Raw genomic sequence first — 19,229 nt, forward strand, 5'->3', positions numbered from 1 at the left:
CGGCGTTGGTTTGACTATTCACGGGTGTCTCCTCCTCGTTGTCTTTGTTATTGCAGTCGGTATTGTCTCAATGCGAATGTCGCGGAACATCGGCGCCCCGGCATCCCACCAGAAAGTCCAGATCGCACCCCTCATCGGCCTGCAGCACATGCTCGACATACAGCCGCTGATACCCGCCCTTGCCGGCACGCGTATCCGGCTCGGGCGGCCTGAAGCCTTCCATGCGTTCCGCGAGCTGTTCCTGCGACACATCGAGATGCAGGCGGCCCGCCTCGCAATCGAGTTCGATCCAATCGCCATCGCGCACGGCCGCCAATGGCCCACCGGCCGCGGCTTCCGGCGCGACATGCAGCACGACGGTGCCATAGGCCGTGCCGCTCATGCGCGCATCGGAGATCCGCACCATGTCCTTGACGCCCTGCCGCAGCAGCTTCGGCGGCAGGCCCATGTTGCCGACCTCCGCCATGCCCGGATAGCCTTTCGGGCCGCAGTTCTTCATGACGAGAATCGAGTCCGCGTCGACATCGAGCGATTCATCGACGATGCGCGCCTTGTAATGTTCGAGGTTTTCAAACACCACCGCCCGGCCGCGATGCTTGAGCAGGGAAGGCGTGGCAGCCGAGGGCTTGAGCACCGCGCCGCGCGGCGCCAGGTTGCCCCGCAGGACGCGAATGCCGCCGTCCTGCATCAAGGGGTTGTCCAGCGTGCGGATGACCTCGTCATTGAAGTTCGGCGCGGCCTTCACGTTGTCCCAAAGCGACTGCCCGTTGACCGTCAACGCATCCGGGTGCGGCAGCAATCCGGCTTCACCGAGCCGGCGCAGCACCGCCGGCAGTCCGCCCGCGTAGTAAAACTCCTCCATCAGGAAACGCCCCGACGGCATGAGGTCGACGATGGTTGGCGTATCGCGGCCAATGCGCGTCCAATCCTCGAGCTCGAGCGGCACGCCAATGCGGCCCGCGATGGCCTTGAGGTGAATCACCGCATTGGTGGAGCCGCCGATCGCCGCATTGGTGCGGATCGCATTCTCGAAGGCCTCGCGCGTGAGAATCTTCGACAGCGTGAGGCCCTCCTTCGCCATGTCGACAATGCGGATGCCGGACATATGCGCGAGCACGTAGCGTCGCGCATCCACGGCCGGAATGGCGGCGTTGTGCGGCAGCGTGGTACCGAGCGCCTCGGCCATGCAGGCCATCGTCGAGGCCGTGCCCATCGTGTTGCAGGTGCCCGCCGAGCGCGACATGCCTGCCTCCGCCGACAGGAAATGATGAAGGTCGATCTCTCCGGCCTTCAGCGATTCATGCAACTGCCATACCGCGGTACCGGAGCCGATGTCCTTGCCATCGAGCTTGCCGTTGAGCATCGGGCCGCCGCTGACGACGATGGCGGGCACATCGCAGCTGGCCGCGCCCATGAGCAGCGCGGGCGTGGTCTTGTCGCAGCCGGCGAGCAGCACGACGGCATCGATCGGATTGCCGCGGATGGCTTCTTCCACATCCATCGCCGCGAGATTGCGCGTGAGCATCGCGCTCGGACGCAGATTCGACTCGCCATTCGAGAACACCGGAAACTCGACGGGGAAGCCGCCGGCTTCATAGATCCCGCGCTTGACGTGCTCCGCGATCTTGCGGAAATGCGCATTGCAGGGCGTGAGCTCCGACCACGTATTGCAGATGCCGACGATCGGTCGTCCATCGAATTCGTGATTGGGAATGCCCTGGTTTTTCATCCAGCTGCGGTACATGAAGCCGTTCTTGTCGGCAGTGCCGAACCATTCGGTGGAACGGAGCTTTTTCTTCGAATCCGGCATGGATATTCCTGACGTCTTTTGGGGAATGGCGGGGGAAAGCAAAGGAACAGCGCGCGGCCAGGGGGCGGGATTGTCTCCGTAGGCACTGCACCGAGGGTGCGCGCTTTTTCGCTTTTCTTTTCTCTGGCGGGAGTGTACAAACGCGACGAATATCCTTCTAATGAAGAATCACGCGGTTGCGATATCCATTCGGATATCAGTAGAAACCCTCATTCATTGAGACCATGAGCACGTCCCCGTGGTACGTCCGCGCCCGCCTGAAGACCCGCCAGTTGATGCTGCTGGTCGCGCTGGACGAGGAAGGCAACATCCATCGCGCGGCGGAAGCGCTCAACATGACACAGCCGGCGGCATCGAAGCTGTTGCGCGAACTGGAAACCATGCTCGACGTTCCGCTTTTCGAGCGATTGCCCAGAGGCATGCGCCCCACGCTCTATGGCGAAGCCATGATCCGACATGCCCGCGCGGTCGTCGGCAGCCTCGATCAGGCGCAGGAAGAAGTCATGGGTCTGAAGGCGGGCCAACGCGGCCACGTCGCGGTAGGCGTGATCACCTCGCCCGCGGTAAAACTGCTGCCGCCCGCCATCGCCGCCCTCAAACGCGACAACCCGGGCGTGCGCGTGACGCTGGAGATCGAGAACAGCAACGTCCTGCTGGAGAGACTCGCGCAAGAGAAGCTGGATGTGGTCATCGGCCGCTTATCGGCGGAACACGACAAGCTACCGCTCCGCTACCGTCCGATGTCCGACGAACCGGTGTGCGTTGTCGCAAGAGCCGGCCATCCACTGCTGAGCGCCGGCGCGCTGACCCTGGAGACCGTGGCCAACGCCTGCTGGGTCGTCCCGCCCGACGGTACAGTGCTGCGACACCGCTTCGACGTCATGTTCCGCCGCGCGAGTCTGGTCCCGCCACGCGACATCGTGGAAACCTCCGCCCTCCTCTTCGTGACGCGCATGCTGGAACTCAGCGACATGCTTGCGGTGCTGGCGGCAGACGTCGCCGAATACTATGCGCGGCATGGGATGCTGGAGATATTGCCCCTCGAGGTGCCATGCCACATGGACGACTTCGGTTTGATTACCCGGACAGACAGACTGCTGTCGCCCGCGGCGGAGCGGATGGTGGAGGCGCTGCGCGGGGCGGTGTGGGAGGTGTATGGGGTGAGGTGGGACGAGAGGAGTTGAACGCTTCCTAAGGCGATGGCTTATGCTCGCTCGAGCGATATACGCGAAACAAGCCAAGGAGCGAACGATGAATAAAATTTCCCGGCGTTTTTGCAAGGCAAAGCTCATGACGCTCTGCACGGTGGCCGCCCTCGCCGCCTGCGCGTCGCAGAAGGTCTCGGCGCCTCCCGACCTGCAGCCCGCCGACGCGCAGGGCACCGTCGCGGTCATGCACGCATCGGGCGTGCAGATCTACCAATGCAAACGCGCCGCCGATGGCCGGCTGGCGTGGACATTCGTAGCGCCGGAGGCCACGCTGCAAGACGACGGCGGACGCGTCACCGTCAAGCATTACGCCGGACCCAGCTGGGAAGCACCCGATGGCAGCAAGGTGACCGGAAAGGTGTTGCGACAGGCGCCGAACGCCAGCCAGCCGGATAGCATCCCACTGCTGCTATTGCAGGCCACGAATGCTGGCGGACCGGGCCTGCTGTCGAAGACGCGATACGTGCAACGCCTGAACACTTCCGGCGGGCTGGCACCGGCACAGGCTTGCTCGCAGGAAGGCCAGGAAAGCCGTGTCCCGTATCGCGCGGATTACGTTTTTCTGAAATAGCGACGCGTCCTACTCGGGTTGGGGCGCATACGGATACATTGCATTCGAACGGAAAAACACCCCGTCGGGTGTGAGTACAACCGCCGTAGAGTTCGTCATGCCGTCGGCGTCATGGTCGCCATGACAAAGGTGCAGCCGCGCACCTTCGATGCGGTACTGGTCCCCCAGCGCCAGTAATCCCAACTCGTTTTCGTAGCTCCCCGAGTCGCTGTCAATCGGCATGATCATGCCTCCGACGAACATGTAGCCAATGTCATGCGCCCCGTTCTCACGCATTTGTGTATCGATTTCATGCATCGCCTCTGCCGGCGTGGCTCCGGCCCCGGAGTAGTGATATACGCCAAGTACCGTCTCGCCGGAGCCCGTCACCCCGCGCGCGCAGATCGCAATGCATGGCCCCAGTCCGTCGGTCCCGATATGTAAGCCGTTGCCTCCCGTGATGACCTGACAATCGTCCATCCCCACGTCAACGACGTCCCGGAAGGCGAAGGCATTGGTTTCCTGGAGGCGATGGATGTCGCCTCCTCGAAAGTACTCGGGGTAATCCTTTCGCAACTGCATATAAGGGGCGACATCGCGTTCCTCCAACGCTCGATGTCGTTCGCTCATTGGCATCAGTGTGCGGCGAGAATCGTATGGCATCACCTGCGCCCCGCCAGGTATCACGGCATGGCCGGGATGGCCGCTGCCGGACGCCATCGGGTTGCCGGGCGCATGCAATACGACAGGCGGCGACGCCTCGAATCGAATCGTTCTTCTCGGCGGGTTCAGGTCGATTTGCTGCAGCACACCGTGGCGGACCGTTGCGGTGACGCGGAGCGGCACGGTGCCGGGATACATCTGAATAGAGAAGGATCTCTGTACAACGCCATCGGCGGACTGCCGCTCCGATACCGCGCTGACTGGACGATTGCCCGGATTCAGCGCTGCGTTCAGCGGTCCGCGGGTCAGACCGTCGATCTGTTGCGCGAGCGGTGGCACATGACTGGCGATTTGCGTGGCCCCAATGTGCCAAGGACTGATTGGTGTCGCCGGTTGCGTCTGCAGCGCTGGCATGGCCTGCCGCAAGTGCGGGGGATAGAAATGGCCTCCGTGCGCAAGGGGAGCATGATTCGCGGGGGCGGAAGACGGCCCGGCACCGGGCGTCTGCGTCGGGCCGTAATAGTGAAAGCCGGCCCGACCGTGGCCTTGCTCGTGGTCTTGCTCGTGGCCTTGCGGATACCTCGGATCGCCCCCTCCCCAACGGTTCATACCGCCGCGAACTTGCGCGTGCTCATCGGAGAGAGCCCTGGCCAAGCCGTTGCGGCGACGATCCGTAACTGGCGGGTTGCTGATGGAATCCACGCCCTCATTGGACCTCGGCATGCGCCTGTCCAGCCCCGGGGGGACGTCTCTCGGCATGCGGGCAGAGCCTCTTGGGCTCGATGTCCTGGCAGGAGATGTCGTGAAATCGAGCGAGCCGATCGAGTTGCCGCCTGAAATCTTTGGAGAAAATACCATTGCCTAGGGTCATCCATGTTGATCGATCCGATATATTCGGACCCATCAACAAGGAGACAGCGGCCGTCACCGCCGCGAAGGGCGCCAAAAACGAAGCGAAGCTACGGATTCATCGTTCCCACAGGTCGTTTGCAGCGCGCCCGTGCTTTTCCACGGCAAAGCTCGGAAGGAACCGCTTCAGGCGTCCGCGGCACCCTCGGGTCGTGCCGGCGCCTCGGGTGTGCTAGCCGAAGGGGCCTGCTCGGCGGCAGCACCTTCCGCCTGTGCCTTCGCCTTCTGTGATGCCTTCTCCGACGCCTGCTTCCGGCGCCCGCCCGCCAGCAGCTGCTTGCCGCGACGCGCATCGGCTTCCGTCACCGCGCCCGCCGGCTGCCCGGCCAGATCCAGCCGCGGCGCACCTTCCGTCAGGCAAGCCCAATAGCGCGCACCACGGCACCACGTCCGAATTGCATCACGCAACTCGGCCTCGGTGAGCCCGAGCTCCGTGGCATGGGCGAGCACGTCCTCGAAAATGCCGACCTTGAGCGGCACCTTGGGCGCGGGATTCTTGGGGAACGCCAGCGGAAAGCGCTTCTGCAGCTTGCCGAACGTGCGTACGACCGGATCCACCGGCGTAGCCGGTTTCGCGGCATGGCGCGGCGCGCCCGAAGGTTTCGCACCCCGGCCACCCTCCGCGCCCTTCGCCGGATTCTGCCCGGCGCCCTTTGCGGAGCCCTTTGCGGGATGCGGCTGACGCGCCGGACGCGGACCCTTCGCCCGCGCCTCGTTTTTCGCCTGCTCTTTTGCCTGCTCGGTCAGTTTTGCCTTGAGTGCTGCCAGTTGTTCGAAGCCCATCGCGTTCAAAAAATTCATACGTGTATCGCGGGACTATAACAGGCTGGCGTGTCGGTATCGATGAAGTGTCGCAACATAGCCCTGCGGAGGCGACGACATCGCGGTCCGGCACAGCGTACGGAGAGAGCGCGATGCCACGATCTGACATTAGCGTGGCAAAGCCGTCGGCAAATGGCAGAGCTGCCCGGTGGATAACCAGATGACTTGGGGTTACTACTGATTATTCGTAATACCCATTCAACTGCACAGGTCCGTGACCTAGACTGCCTTTGGACTCGGCCAGGAGACGGGACGCATGGCATCGGTACAGATTCGCGAGGTGGAGAAGCACTTTGGCGGCACGCCGGTCATCCGCGGGGTAAGCATCGATATTCCGGATGGACAGTTCACGGTGCTGGTCGGCCCATCCGGGTGCGGCAAGTCCACGCTGCTCCGCATGCTTGCGGGACTCGAGGAAATCACCGTCGGGGAGGTCGCCATTGGCAACCGCGTGGTCAATCGCCTCCCGCCAAAAGAGCGCGACATCGCCATGGTGTTCCAGAACTATGCGCTCTACCCGCATATGTCCGTCTACGACAACATGGCGTTTTCGCTGAAGCTGGCCGGCATGTCGAGGGATGCGATCAAGACAAAGGTGGACAAGGCCTCCGGCATTCTCGGACTTGGCCAGTTGCTTGACCGCTATCCGCGCCAGCTCTCCGGCGGCCAGCGCCAGCGCGTGGCGATGGGACGCGCGATCGTGCGAGACCCGCAGGTATTCCTGTTCGACGAGCCGCTCTCCAACCTCGATGCCAAGCTGCGCGTGCAGATGCGCGCCGAGATCAAGGAATTGCATCAGCGGCTGCGCACCACATCGGTCTATGTCACGCACGACCAGATTGAAGCGATGACCCTCGCGGACCAGATCGTGGTGATGCGGGAAGGCCGTGTGGAACAGCGCGGGCGGCCACTGGCCATCTATGACCATCCCGACAATCTGTTCGTCGCGGGATTTATCGGCTCGCCGGCGATGAACTTCATTCCCGCCGTATTACGCCGTCAGAACGGCACGGTGAAAGTGGAATTCGCCGACGGCACGCAGATGCCATCCCCCGCGCGGCTCGCGACAGGTGCCGGCGCCGACGACCAGCGCGTGATCTACGGCGTTCGACCCGAGCATCTGAGCTTTGGCGCGCCGGGCGAAGGCATTCCGACCAGCGTCGCGGTGGTGGAGCCCACCGGCGCCAATACCGAGGTGTATTCGCGCTTTGGGGACACCGAGCTCATCGCGATGTTTCGCGAGCGACATGACTTTGCACCGGGACAGGCGCTGCATCTGGTTCCCGACCACAAGCACACGCATCTGTTCGATGCGGAAACGGGACAGGCGCTGCCCCGGCAATGATTCCATGCTGTAGCACTCGCGAAGTTCAGGCGGTGACATACCCATAAACATGGAGGAGACCAGCAATGAGCAATTCCGGAAAATTCACAAGGCGCGATTTCATTGTGTCCACCGCGGCGGTGGCGGCCGTCACGACGCTCGGCAGCCCCGTGCATGCCGCCACCGCGTTGCAGTACAAGCCCGAGGCCGGCGCCAAGCTGCGCGTCCTGCGCTGGAAGCGGTTTGTGCAGGGCGACGAAGATCTGTGGATGGCCAACACGAAGAAGTTCTCCGACCTCACCGGCGTGGAGGTACGCGTCGACAACGAAGGCTGGGAGGACGTTCGCCCCAAGGCCGCGGTGGCCGCCAGCGTCGGCACCGGTCCGGATATCGTGCTGGGCTGGTTCGATGATCCGCAGCAATATCCAGACAAGCTCGTCGACGTGAGCGACGTGGCCACCTATCTCGGCGGCAAGCATGGCGGCTGGTACGACGTGTGCAAAAAATACGGCACGCACGGAGGGAAATGGATCGCGCTGCCGCTCGGCGTGGTGGGGAACGCGCTGGTCTATCGCGACAGCCATATCAAAGCCGCGGGGTTCGATGCGATCCCCAAGGATACGGCTGGCTTCCTCAAACTATGCCAGGCACTGAAAGCCAAGGGCACGCCATGCGGCTTCGCCCTCGGCAAGGCCGTCGGTGACGGCAACAACTGGGCCCACTGGCTGCTGTGGTCGCACGGCGGCATGCTCGTCGACAGCAAGGGCAAGGTCGTGGTCAATTCTCCCGAGACATTGGCGGCGCTCGAGTACGCCAAACAGCTATACGCGACGTTCGTACCGGGAACGCTGTCCTGGCAGGACCCATCGAACAACAAGGCCTTTCTTGACGGTCAGGTCAGCCTAACCGCCAACGGCATATCGGTCTACTACGCGGCCAAGAATTCGAAGGAGCCGAAATTGCAGGAGATGGCGCGCGATATACAGCATGCGCATTTCCCGATCGGGTCCAGTGGCAAGCCGACCGAGTTGATGCAGATCACACAGATGATGGTGTTCAGGTACTGCAAGTACCCGAACGCCGCCAAGGCCTATCTGCAATTCATGATGGAGCCTGAACAATACAACGCATGGATGGAAGCCGCGATCGGGTATGTGAGCCAGCCGCTCAAGGCCTACGAATCGAATCCGATCTGGACCGCCGATCCCAAGCACACGGTCTATCGCGACGCGGCTTCGCTGATGCTCGACAACGGCCATGCGGGCCCGCTCGGGACCGCATCGGCGGCATCTATGGCGGACTATATCGTGCTCGATATGGTGGCGGAGGCGGCCAGCGGCTCCAGGACGCCGAAGGAAGCCGCGGCACGCGCGGCGCAGCGTGCCGAACGCTTCTACAAGGCTTAGCCGATCCGATCGTCGTGGAGGAATCCGCCGCGACGCGCTCCCCGTCGCGGCGGCAGCCAAGGAGAGCCATGCTGTCCCGCCTGTCAAACAACCGCCATTCGCTCGGGCTGCTGTTCATGTTGCCCACCGCGTTGTTGCTGCTGGTGTTCCTCACCTACCCGCTCGGGCTCGGTGTCTGGCTAGGCTTCACGGATGCCAAGATCGGCCGCGCCGGCGAGTGGATCGGCTTCGCGAACTACAGCTATCTTGCGGGCGATTCGATCTCGCAACTTGCGCTGTTCAACACCATCTTCTACACGCTGGTTGCCAGCGTGCTCAAGTTCGCGCTAGGTCTGTGGCTCGCGCTGCTGCTCAACCGAAACCTCCCGTTCAAGTCCTTTTTTCGCGCGGTGGTGCTATTGCCGTGGATCGTGCCGACCGCGCTGTCCGCGCTGGCGTTCTGGTGGATCTATGACGCGCAGTTTTCGGTCATCAGCTGGGCGCTGGTCAGGCTCGGAATCATCGATCGCTATATCGACTTTCTCGGTGACCCATGGCTGGCCAGATTCTCGACGATCGCGGCCAACGTCTGGCGCGGCATTCCATTCGTCGCCATCTCGCTGCTGGCGGGCCTGCAGACGATCTCCCCCACGCTGTATGAGGCCGCGTCGATCGACGGCGTCACGCCATGGCAGCAGTTCCGCTACATCACGCTGCCGTTACTGACCCCAATCATCGCCGTTGTGATGACATTTTCCGTGCTGTTCACCTTCACCGATTTTCAACTGATCTATGTGCTCACGCGCGGCGGTCCGCTCAATGCCACGCACCTGATGGCGACGCTATCCTTTCAGCGCGCGATTCCGGGCGGCTCGCTGGGTGAAGGCGCGGCGCTGGCCACGATGATGGTGCCGTTCCTGCTCGCGGCCATCATGTTCTCCTACTTCGGACTACAGCGACGTGCCTGGCAACAGGGGGGCGACAAGTGAAAGCGACGACCATGGAAGAAGAACGGCAGGGAATGGAGTATCTCCAGTCCATTCCGCGGCGCTGGGTCACGCTTTATATTCCCATCGGCATCTTCCTCTTCGTACTGCTGTTTCCGTTCTACTGGATGGGTATTACAGCGTTCAAGCCGGACGGCGAGCTGTTGATGCAGAGCGCGAACCCGCTGATCGTGATGAAGCCCACACTGGCTCACTTCAGGAAGCTGTTGTTCGACACGCCGTACCCCGCATGGCTGCTGAATACCGTGATCGTCTCCACGGTGTCCACGTTCGCCTCCCTCGCCGCTAGCGTGCTGGCCGCCTATGCGATCGAGCGTCTGCGTTTTCAGGGCGCGAAACAGGTTGGCCTTGCGATATTCCTGGCCTATCTGATTCCGCCGTCGATCCTGTTCATTCCGCTGGCTTCGATTGTTTTCCAGCTGGGGTTGTTCGATACCCGCTGGGCGCTGATCCTGACCTATCCGACGTTTCTGATCCCGTTCTGCACGTGGCTGCTGATGGGCTATTTCCGGTCGATTCCCTACGAGCTCGAGGAATGCGCGCTTATCGACGGTGCGACGCGCTGGGAGATTCTCGTCAAGATCATCCTTCCCCTCGCGGTGCCAGGCCTGATATCGGCCGGCATTTTTGCATTCACGCTGTCATGGAACGAGTTCATCTACGCGCTGACGTTCATCTCGTCATCGGAGGTCAAGACCGTACCCGTTGGCATCGTCACGGAGCTGGTCGAGGGTGACGTCTATCACTGGGGTGCCTTGATGGCGGGCGCCTTGCTCGGCTCCCTGCCAGTGGCCGTGGTGTACTCGTTTTTCGTGGAGTATTACGTTTCCGGCATGACCGGCGCAGTCAAGGAGTAGCGCCGACGCTATCGCACCATCGCGGCAACTTCCGCATGGACCCATTGGCGAAACGCCGCGATGGCATCGTCGCCGGCACGTTCTTTCCGGTAAAGCAGGCAGTACTCGCCGCCGCTCTGCACGCGCTCGCGCACCGGCACGATCAGGTTGCCGCTCGCCACGTCGTCTGCCACGAGCACATCGGGCACCAGTGCCACCCCACGTCCCTCGAGGGCCGCGCGCATCGACATGAAGAAGTGCCCAAAGTGCAAGGCTTCCGGTTTGCGCTCGTAGGCAATGTCCTGTGCCGCGAACCAGTCAGTCCAGGCCCGTACGCGCGAGTCGGTATGGATCAGCGGCATCCGCGTCAGCGCGGCCGGCCGTACGGGCAACCTGCCCTGGATCAGTTCGGGCTTGCAGATCGGCACGAGTACATCGGGGAATAGCGGTTCCACCGCCACGCCGCGCCACTCGTCCGTCATCACGAGGTCGATGCGCGGCGCGCCGTGCCGCGCGCGCTTGCCCGGTGGTTTGCCGACACGGATGGCCACATCGATCTTGTCGCGGCTGAACGATACGGCCTCGATGGAAGTGATGAGCCGGATCTCGATGTGCTGGTGCGCCTGGGTGAAATTGACCAGCCGCGGCATCAGCCAGCTCGATGCCAGTGTCGGAAGGATGCTCACCAGCAGCTGACGCGAGGTAGGACGTCCGGTCAGTTCTTCTCCCACGGCTTCGATCTGCGCGAGCGCCGCGGTCACCACGGCGAACAGCCGCGCGCCCTCGGCCGTGCATTCGATCGCGCGCGTCAGCCGGTTGAACAGCTTCACGCCGTAATGCGTTTCGAGGTTGCGGATATGGCGGCTGACGGCGCTCTGCGTGACGCACAACTCGTCGGCCGCAAGCGTAAAGCTCATATGCCGGGCCACCGCCTCGAAGGCGCGTAGCGCTACCAGCGGTGGGAGTAGGCGTTTCATGGTCGTGCGGGGGCAAAGGACGCATCACTATAACTCATGCGTCGCTGCATTCAAGTTGTTTGTCTAGACCCCTCGCAGCGCTGACCATGATGCGCACGAACAACCAACGATCTTGCAGGAGATAACGACATGTCGGGCGACAAGGAGATCAGGGAACTGCGCGTGGGGATCGCCGGCCTCGGTGCGGTGGGCACCAAGCTGGTCGAGCAACTGGATCAGGGCATCCACGGTCTTCGGCTGACCGCCGTGGCGGCGCGCGACAAGCTGCGGGCCGCCGAGAAGCTGCGGGGCGTAAAGGGGCATATCGCCATCGTAGACATCGCCGAGCTGGCCGAACACGCGGACATCGTCATCGAATGCGCCCCCGCGGAACTGGTGGGAGCGATTGCCGAACCGGTGCTGCGTGCGGGCAAGACGGTGATCGTGCTGAGCTGCGGTGCGCTGCTCGACCGTATGGACCTCGTCGATCTGGCGCGCGCGCATGGCGGCCAGATCATCGTGCCGACGGGCGCGCTGCTGGGTCTCGACGCCGTCACCGCCGCCGCCGAAGGAACCATCCACTCGGTCAGGATGATCACGCGCAAGCCCGTGCGGGGGCTGGTTGGCGCGCCGTTCCTCGTCAACAACAACATCGATATCGAGGATGTGACCGAGCCGCTCAAGATCTTCTCGGGCACCGCGCGCGAAGCGGCAAAGGGCTTCCCCGCCAACCTCAACGTGGTGGTGGCGCTGGCGCTCGCGGGCATCGGTCCGGACCGTACGCAACTCGAGATCTGGGCGGATCCGGCGCTGACGCGCAACACGCACGAGATCGAGGTGGACTCGGATGCGGCCTCGTTCTCGCTGCGTATCCAGAACATCCCCACCGAGAACCCCAAGACGGGCCGCATCACGGCGCAGAGCGTACTCGCGGTGCTACGCAAGCTGCGCAGCCCGCTGCGCGTCGGCACCTGAATGAAGCAACGCGTCAGGCACGGATCTCGCTAAATGGATGCGGGCACGGTTGTTCCCCCTCTCAGGTAACAGGAGCTTTCGTATGGGCATCGCATTGCCACGCCGCACCTCGGTACGCCTGCATTTGAGGCTTGCCCTCCTTTGCATGGCTGCCGCCGCCTCCGGCTGGCCTCTGATGGGCACGGCGCAGAATACGTTTCCGTCAAAGCCAGTCCGCGTGATCGTGCCCTTCCCGCCCGGCGGCATCAACGATACGGTGGCGCGCCCGATCTTCCAGAAAATGGGCGAGATCCTCAACGTCAGCTTCGTCATCGACAACCGTCCCGGCGCCAGCGGCACGATCGGGACGGCCGCCGCGGCCCGCGCGGAGCCCGACGGCTACACGGTATTACTGGGCGCGGCGAGCACCATGGCGGTGGTGCCGCATATGATGAAATCCGTACCGTACGCGCCGACGACCGACTTCGCACCAATCGGTGGCATTGCTTCGGTGCCGAGCGTGCTGATCACCGGGCGCGCCGACAAGTATCCGAACCTGGCGGCCGTGGTGGCGGAAGCAAAGAAGCGCCCCGGCAGCCTGACCTATGGCTCGGCGGGACCCGGTACCTCGCATCATGTGCAGATGACCTACTTCGATATGCAGATGGGCATATCGATGCTGCATGTGCCCTACAAGGGCAGCGGTCCGGCGATGGCGGACCTGCTAGGCGGTCAGGTGGATTTCCTGATGGATCCGCTACCCACCACGTTGCCGCAGGTCAGCGCGGGCAAGGTTGTGCCGATCGCCATCAGCAGCGCGAAGCGCTCGCCGGTGCTGCCCAGCGTGCCCACCTTCGCCGAACTTGGCGTACCCAACTTCGAGGTCAGCACGTGGTTCGGCTTGTTCGTACCGGCCCGGACACCGCCACCGGTCCTCAACAAGCTGGCGGCGGCGCTGGATGCCGCCCTCCGTGATCCCGCGATCGTGCAGACCATGAATGCGCGCGGCATGACGCCCTTGCTCAAGTCGCCGGCCGAGATGGCGACCTACGTCGCGCAGGAGAACACGCTCTGGCAGGACGTGATCCGCAAGAACGCCATGGGGATGGACTAGCGGCCGACCGCGAGGCTTCGCAAGTTGCGCCGGCCTCAGGCTTCGATTCCCGCCGGTGCAATTCGCCAGTTTCACAAAAGAACGACCTCATAAGCATCGGCAATATTGGCTGTATCGGTCAATCAACCGATAACGCCTCGCCCACCGGGGCCGACTGAGCCCCCTTGTTACGCCGGAAACGCGATGTATGGAATTGCCGCCATAGCGCACCACTGCGCCATTTGCGGGCCTCTCGGCGCCGCACCGTAATGCCCCACCCCGCCCGCTTTTCTTCGCTCGACAATGCCGCTCCCCTCGCCTTGACCGCCCCGCGACGGCGGGCATAGTCTCCGCGCTACCGGATGTTGCCGACGATATTCGAATCAAATCCGGCAACTCTTTTTTCAGCAATGCATGTCTGGAGCGCAAGTCATGGAAAGTCGCGTTGAAGCGGTGTGGGAAGGTCGAATCTATTCGGATGGCTGGCGGGCCGGGACGGGGTGCGCCGACGTCGTCGAACCTGCGACCGGCGAGAAGCTCGCCACGATTGGGACGGGTTTCATCGAGGACATTGACTACGCCGCAACGTCGGCCAGCGCCGCGCAGGCGGCGTGGGGCGCGATGAGTTTCGATCGCCGCGCCGAGATCATTCGCGAAGCGGCGCGTTTGTTGAAAGCGCGGGCAGACGACATCAACCGGTGGAACATCCGGGAGTGTGGCTCGACGCCGCCGAAGGCGGAGTGGGAACTCCATGCCGCGTACGAGCAATTGAACATGGCGGCGGCCATGCCCTTGCAGCCAGAAGGCGCACTCTATGCGTCTTCGATACCGGGCCGTCTGAATTTGAGCCGTCAGGTGCCGATCGGTGTCGTCGGGGTGATCGCACCGTGGAATTTTCCGCTCCTGCTCGCAATTCGCTCGGTTGCGCCTGCCTTGGCGATGGGCAACACGGTCATCCTGAAGCCAGATCCGATGAGCGCGATCACAGGTGGTTTGCTTCTGGCCGAGGTCTTCGAGCAGGCTGGCCTCCCGGCAGGCGTGCTGCATGTCATTCCAGGCGGCCCAGCGACGGGCGACGCCATGGTGCGTCACCCGCGCATCGACATGATTTCCTTCACCGGATCCACCGCCGTCGGGCGCGCGATCGGGGAAGCGTGCGGACGGGCGCTCAAGAAGGTCTCCCTTGAACTGGGCGGCAACAACGCGATGATCGTGCTCGAGGATGCCGACCTCGATGCCGCGGCTTCCCATGGCGCATGGGGATCGTTCCTGCATCAGGGGCAGATCTGCATGCAGACCGGGCGTCATCTCGTGCATCGCTCCATCGCCAGCGCATATGCCGCCAGACTCGCCGAGCGCGCGCGAAACCTGACGGTGGGAGATCCGCATCGCCAAGCCGTGCATCTCGGACCGCTGATCAGTGAACGACAGCGCGACCGCGTCGACAGCATCGTCAGACAGAGCGTCGAGTCTGGCGCCACGCTGCTGACCGGCGGCCGCTATGACGGGCTCTTCTACGCGCCAACCGTTCTGACCGACGTGACGCCGCCTATGCGGGTGTTCTCGGAAGAAGTCTTCGGGCCGGTCGCGCCGATCACTGTCTTCGACGACGAAGAGGAAGCCGTCGCGCTGGCGAACGCTTCCGACTATGGACTGGCTGCCGCTATTCACACCCGGTCGCTGGGCCGCGGCCTTGCGCTCGCTTCTCGCATCCGGGCGGGGATGGTCCACATCAACGATCAGACCGTCAACAACGAATTCCACGTGCCGTTCGGTGGTATGGGGGCATCGGGCAACAGCAGCCGGTTCGGCGGACCGGCGAACTTCCACGCATTCACGCAGACGCAGTGGATCAGCGCCCGCGACGAGCCGATCGTCTACCCGTTCTAACGGCGTGTGGGACGCCGCGGCGCTCAGTCGACGGAGATCTGGAGCTTCTCGACGATGGGTTTATTGCGCATCAACTCGCGCTTGATGAAAGGCTGGATGGCGGACTGTTCCATCGACAGGGGTTGAACGCCCTGGCGCCGCATCGTGTCCGCCATGTCGGGAGACTTGAGCGCTTCCAGCACTTCTTTCCGCCGCGCGGCGACGTCCTCGGGCTTCAATCCACCGGGCCCCACGATAGCCAGCCAGACATCCACATTGAAGTTCGGAAACCCGCTCTCCTTCAGGGTGCGAACCTGCGGCGCGACCTCGCTACGCGCGGTGCCGGTCATCGCGAGGCCCTTCAGTTTCCCCGCTGCCACCAAAGGCGCGGCCGCCTGCGCGGCGACGAATGCGATATCGATGGTTCCTCCCAGCAGGTCCGTAACGATCTGGGTTGTCCCCTTGTAGGGGATCGGACGCGTCACGAGGCTGGCTTGCTCCTTGAAGACCTCGCTCGCCAGGTGATAACTCGTGCCAGACACCACGCCCTCCGCGAGCGGCGTGTTCGAAGACCGCGCCAGCGCGACGAGCTCCGACGCCGAGTTGGCGGCCACCCGGTTGTTCGCCACCAACATCGATGGCACCGTACCTATCATCGCAATCGGGGTGAAATCGGCGATCGGATCGTAGGGCAGGTTCTTGTAGAGCCATGGATTGATCGTGTGATTGGCGCTCATGACGCCGAGCGTCAAGCCATCCTTGGCGCCACGCGCGATCTGTCGCATGCCGATCGTCGTTCCCGCGCCAGCGTAGTTCTCTACCACGATCGGATGGCCGCTCGCGCTTCCCCAGGGCGTCGCGAGCGCACGCGCCAGCGCGTCCGACGCGGAACCGGGTGGCGTGGGCACAATCAGCCGGATCGGGCGACCGGGGTCCGCGGCATGCACGACCGCACACGTCAAGGCAAGCGCCAGGCCCGTGAGACACGCCCGTAATGGCATTGAGAACGTCATCATCCAACTCCTTATGTTGTAGGCCTGGCATCGCTCTCCAGGAGCACCGCAATATTGAAGTGCCTCAGGGCCAGATCACAACATCGCTGTAGTTGGAGTCGCCGAAGTAAAACTTCATTCTCACCCATCCGGGTGCGGCGAATGCCGGCAGCTACACCTTTTCCACCCTCTCGTCCTCGAAAAGCGAATCGCGCTGGGCGACAAACACATCGGCCTCGCTTCGCAGCCAGCTCCGTATCGTCGGCGCCTCCGGATGCTGCGCGTTGACGACGACGCGATAACTGGCGTCAAGACGAACCCGCTGCCGAAATGGCGTGACGAGCCTGCCTTGCAGCAGATACCGCAGAACGAGGGCCACTCTTCCCATCGCGACCCCCTGCCCGCCAAGCGCGGCCTGCATGGCCAGAAGAGAATGGTTGAACTGGGTTCCGCGCCGCAGCGTCGCCGCCGGGATGTCATGACCGATGGCGGATAGCCACGTCGACCATTCCTGCGCGGGCTCGGTCCCCTCCCACGGGTCCGCCGCGTGCAGCAAATGCTCGCCGCGCAGATCCGCGACGGATTGCACGTCGGGGTGCGCCTGCAGGAACGCGGGCGTTGCCACCGGCACCAGCCACTCGTCGAAAAGCACTTCGTCGTCAGCTCTCCGGCCGCCGGGAAGCTCGAAGCGGATGGCTGCGGCGAGGCTTTCCTGCGTGATATGTCCCGCCTCCGGATGCTGCGAGTCCCCGACGACCCGCAGCGTGAGATGTGGGTACGCACGGTAGAAATTGTCGAGCCGAAGGGTCAGCCAGAACATGGCGAAGGACGGAGAGCAACTCACGTTGACGGGCTCGCCCGCGCGCGCGATATGCAATCGATGGACTGCCGACTCCAGTCCCCTGAAGGATTCACGCGTTGCCGCGAACAGCTGCTCGCCCTCGCGCGTCAGCCTGAGACCGGCCGTCGTGCGCAATATCAGTGCATGCCCCAGCCGCTCTTCCAGCTTCTTGACTTGTTGTCCGACGGCACTCTGCGAGATGTGAAGTTCGTTGGCTGCCTTGGTGAAGCTCGCGCACCGCGCCGCGGCGTCGAAGCAGCGTAACCAGGCGAGTTCGGAGGCGGACAACGTTGGCGGGCCACCAGGGGACAGTAGTTTCATTACGGACCACCGCACTAAGAAGCGATTGTGCATCAGTGTATTCACGACAAGAATTCTGTCAACGAAACCCGACCGGACTCAACATGCGCGTACTCGTTGCAGGCTTCAAGCACGAAACCAACACCTTCGCGGAGAACCTTGCCGATTGGCCGGCATTCGAGCGTGGCGAAACTTTCCCGAAGCCGACCCGTGGTCAGGCGATGCTGGAGATGATCGCCAACATCGACGTCTCGGCGACCGGCTTTGCGCGGTACGCACGCGAACGCGGGTGGACATTGATTCCAAGCCTGTGGTGCGGCGCGGTGCCCTCGTCGTACGTCACGGACGAGGCGTTCGAATACATCTGCGACACCATCGCGGCCGATGCCCGCCGCCTCGATTTCGACGCGATCTACCTGGAGCTGCATGGCGCCGCGCTCTCCCAGTCGCACGACGATGCGGAAGGCGAACTCCTCGGTCGCCTGCGCACGATCGTCGGCAAGACTATCCCCATCGTCGTCAGCCTCGACCTTCATGCGAACGTGACGCGTGGCATGCTCGAACTGGCCGACGCCATGGTCGCGTTTCGAACGTATCCGCACATCGATTACGTCAAGACGGGCGAACGCGCCGCCGAACTGCTTGAACGACTGGTTGCAAACGGAGGAAGGGAACGAACCAGCGCGCGCCGGCTCCCGTACCTCATATCGATCAACTCGCAGGGTACGTCTTCGCAGCCGGCCAAGGGTTGCTACGAGATGATCGAGAACGTCGACCGCGAGCTCGGCACCGTATCCAGCTTCTGCATGGGCTTTCCCGCGTCCGACTTCGAAGAGTGTGCGCCGGTAATCTGGTCTCATGGCGAGCGGGCCGAGCAGGCTGTCGCGGCACTCTATGAACACATCGCGGAGCCGGCGCAGTGGCGACTCACCGCACAGACTGCACAGGACGCTGTGGACGCCGCCCTCGCGCGCGCCGGGGTGTCACAAGGTCCTGTCATGGTCGCGGACACACAGGACAACCCTGGTATAGGCGGCACCGGGTCGACGACAGGCGTGCTGCATGCTCTGGTGAACGCTGGCGCGGGCAAGGTGTTTCCGCAGCGCGTGGCACTTGGGGTCCTCTACGACCCCACTGCGGCAGACGCGGCGCATCGTGCGGGTGTTGGCGCGTATCTGGAGACGGCTATCGGCGAGTCGGTGCGCACGCCGGCGGGGCCGAGCGAGCCACCCGTGCGGGGCCGCTTCCTCGTTCGTGCGTTGTCCAACGGCGTCACGACATTCAAGGGTCCGAAGATGACGGGATTCCAGACGCAACTGGGTCGATCCGCCTGCCTGGAACTGGAGGGAATTCTGATCGTGGTCGCGAGCGGGAGGATCGGGGCACAGGATCGTGAACTCTTCCGGATGGTGGCCATCGATCCCGAGTCGATGAAGATCATCGTCGTCAAGAGCTCCCACCATTTTCGTGCGGACTTCGACCGCCTGGTGGAGGATCCGGAGCAGGACATTCTGTTTGCATTGGCGCGCGGCCAATTGCTTGTCGACCCGGGCGAGTTGCCCTGGAAGAAGATCTCTGCCTCCACTCGCCTGCGTCCTTGATCGGTCGAATAGCCGAGGCGGACGGGGGTGAGGGGGCGACCTCGGGGATTTTTTTAATGATCGATACAAAATAATGCTTGCGTCCGGCGCTTCAGATCGACGACACTTT

Annotated in this window: 16 protein-coding genes; 10 read left to right on the forward strand and 6 right to left on the reverse strand. The window is 63.2% G+C overall.

Annotated elements, in window-relative coordinates:
* Window positions 1-67: 67 nt before the first annotated feature.
* The gene (locus tag KHP16_RS07125; protein ID WP_211959830.1) at window positions 68-1,810 is read right to left on the reverse strand and encodes an IlvD/Edd family dehydratase; all 1,743 of its coding nucleotides are present in this window, start codon (window positions 1,808-1,810) and stop codon (window positions 68-70) included.
* 224 nt (window positions 1,811-2,034) lie between these two features.
* On the opposite strand from KHP16_RS07125, the gene KHP16_RS07130 reads away from it, so the two are divergent.
* Together KHP16_RS07130 and KHP16_RS07135 are read left to right on the forward strand one after the other, a co-directional pair.
* Window positions 2,035-2,994 (forward strand): LysR substrate-binding domain-containing protein, encoded by a 960-nt coding sequence (locus KHP16_RS07130; RefSeq protein ID WP_109581114.1) that lies wholly within the window; start codon window positions 2,035-2,037, stop codon window positions 2,992-2,994.
* Window positions 2,995-3,061: 67 nt separating this feature from the next.
* On the forward strand, window positions 3,062-3,589 hold the full coding sequence (locus KHP16_RS07135; protein WP_244835670.1) for a DUF3455 domain-containing protein: 528 nt from the start codon (window positions 3,062-3,064) through the stop codon (window positions 3,587-3,589).
* Between the two features lie 9 nt (window positions 3,590-3,598).
* Here KHP16_RS07135 and xopAK read toward each other — a convergent pair whose 3' ends face one another.
* Together xopAK and KHP16_RS07145 are read right to left on the reverse strand one after the other, a co-directional pair.
* Window positions 3,599-4,645: a XopAK family type III secretion system effector gene (xopAK, locus tag KHP16_RS07140; RefSeq protein WP_211959831.1), complete on the reverse strand. Its 1,047-nt coding sequence runs from the start codon at window positions 4,643-4,645 to the stop codon at window positions 3,599-3,601.
* Window positions 4,646-5,266: 621 nt separating this feature from the next.
* Window positions 5,267-5,923 (reverse strand): ProQ/FinO family protein, encoded by a 657-nt coding sequence (locus KHP16_RS07145; protein ID WP_211960010.1) that lies wholly within the window; start codon window positions 5,921-5,923, stop codon window positions 5,267-5,269.
* A 295-nt stretch (window positions 5,924-6,218) separates the two neighbouring features.
* Between KHP16_RS07145 and KHP16_RS07150 the strand changes: the two genes are divergently transcribed.
* The 4 genes from KHP16_RS07150 to KHP16_RS07165 all read left to right on the forward strand — a co-directional run bounded on the left by KHP16_RS07150 (window position 6,219) and on the right by KHP16_RS07165 (window position 10,535).
* On the forward strand, window positions 6,219-7,307 hold the full coding sequence (locus KHP16_RS07150) for an ABC transporter ATP-binding protein (RefSeq protein ID WP_211959832.1): 1,089 nt from the start codon (window positions 6,219-6,221) through the stop codon (window positions 7,305-7,307).
* Between the two features lie 65 nt (window positions 7,308-7,372).
* Window positions 7,373-8,692 (forward strand): ABC transporter substrate-binding protein, encoded by a 1,320-nt coding sequence (locus tag KHP16_RS07155; protein ID WP_211959833.1) that lies wholly within the window; start codon window positions 7,373-7,375, stop codon window positions 8,690-8,692.
* Between the two features lie 68 nt (window positions 8,693-8,760).
* Window positions 8,761-9,660, forward strand: coding sequence for a carbohydrate ABC transporter permease (locus KHP16_RS07160; protein ID WP_109581109.1), 900 nt, complete (start codon window positions 8,761-8,763; stop codon window positions 9,658-9,660).
* An 11-nt stretch (window positions 9,661-9,671) separates the two neighbouring features.
* The gene (locus tag KHP16_RS07165) at window positions 9,672-10,535 is read left to right on the forward strand and encodes a carbohydrate ABC transporter permease (RefSeq protein ID WP_109581108.1); all 864 of its coding nucleotides are present in this window, start codon (window positions 9,672-9,674) and stop codon (window positions 10,533-10,535) included.
* Between the two features lie 8 nt (window positions 10,536-10,543).
* On the opposite strand, the gene KHP16_RS07170 is transcribed toward KHP16_RS07165, so the two are convergent.
* On the reverse strand, window positions 10,544-11,491 hold the full coding sequence (locus KHP16_RS07170; protein ID WP_211959834.1) for a LysR substrate-binding domain-containing protein: 948 nt from the start codon (window positions 11,489-11,491) through the stop codon (window positions 10,544-10,546).
* A 129-nt stretch (window positions 11,492-11,620) separates the two neighbouring features.
* Between KHP16_RS07170 and KHP16_RS07175 the strand changes: the two genes are divergently transcribed.
* From KHP16_RS07175 to KHP16_RS07185, 3 genes are all read left to right on the forward strand, one after another.
* On the forward strand, window positions 11,621-12,445 hold the full coding sequence (locus KHP16_RS07175) for an aspartate dehydrogenase (RefSeq protein WP_109581106.1): 825 nt from the start codon (window positions 11,621-11,623) through the stop codon (window positions 12,443-12,445).
* A gap of 82 nt (window positions 12,446-12,527) precedes the next feature.
* Window positions 12,528-13,538, forward strand: a complete 1,011-nt coding sequence (locus KHP16_RS07180) for a Bug family tripartite tricarboxylate transporter substrate binding protein (protein ID WP_211959835.1) — start codon at window positions 12,528-12,530, stop codon at window positions 13,536-13,538.
* Between the two features lie 411 nt (window positions 13,539-13,949).
* Window positions 13,950-15,407, forward strand: coding sequence for a benzaldehyde dehydrogenase (locus KHP16_RS07185; RefSeq protein ID WP_211959836.1), 1,458 nt, complete (start codon window positions 13,950-13,952; stop codon window positions 15,405-15,407).
* Between the two features lie 23 nt (window positions 15,408-15,430).
* Here KHP16_RS07185 and KHP16_RS07190 read toward each other — a convergent pair whose 3' ends face one another.
* Window positions 15,431-16,402 carry a Bug family tripartite tricarboxylate transporter substrate binding protein gene (locus tag KHP16_RS07190; RefSeq protein ID WP_211959837.1) on the reverse strand — a complete coding sequence of 324 codons (972 nt, stop codon included), beginning with the start codon at window positions 16,400-16,402 and terminating at the stop codon, window positions 15,431-15,433.
* A gap of 148 nt (window positions 16,403-16,550) precedes the next feature.
* A complete protein-coding gene (locus KHP16_RS07195) occupies window positions 16,551-17,507 on the reverse strand; it encodes a LysR family transcriptional regulator (RefSeq protein WP_211959838.1) in 957 nt (318 codons plus the stop codon).
* Between the two features lie 116 nt (window positions 17,508-17,623).
* Between KHP16_RS07195 and KHP16_RS07200 the strand changes: the two genes are divergently transcribed.
* A complete protein-coding gene (locus KHP16_RS07200) occupies window positions 17,624-19,120 on the forward strand; it encodes a M81 family metallopeptidase (RefSeq protein ID WP_211959839.1) in 1,497 nt (498 codons plus the stop codon).
* Window positions 19,121-19,229: the final 109 nt, after the last annotated feature.

It is taken from the genome of Cupriavidus plantarum (genome assembly GCF_905397285.1).
Taxonomy (GTDB): domain Bacteria; phylum Pseudomonadota; class Gammaproteobacteria; order Burkholderiales; family Burkholderiaceae; genus Cupriavidus; species Cupriavidus plantarum.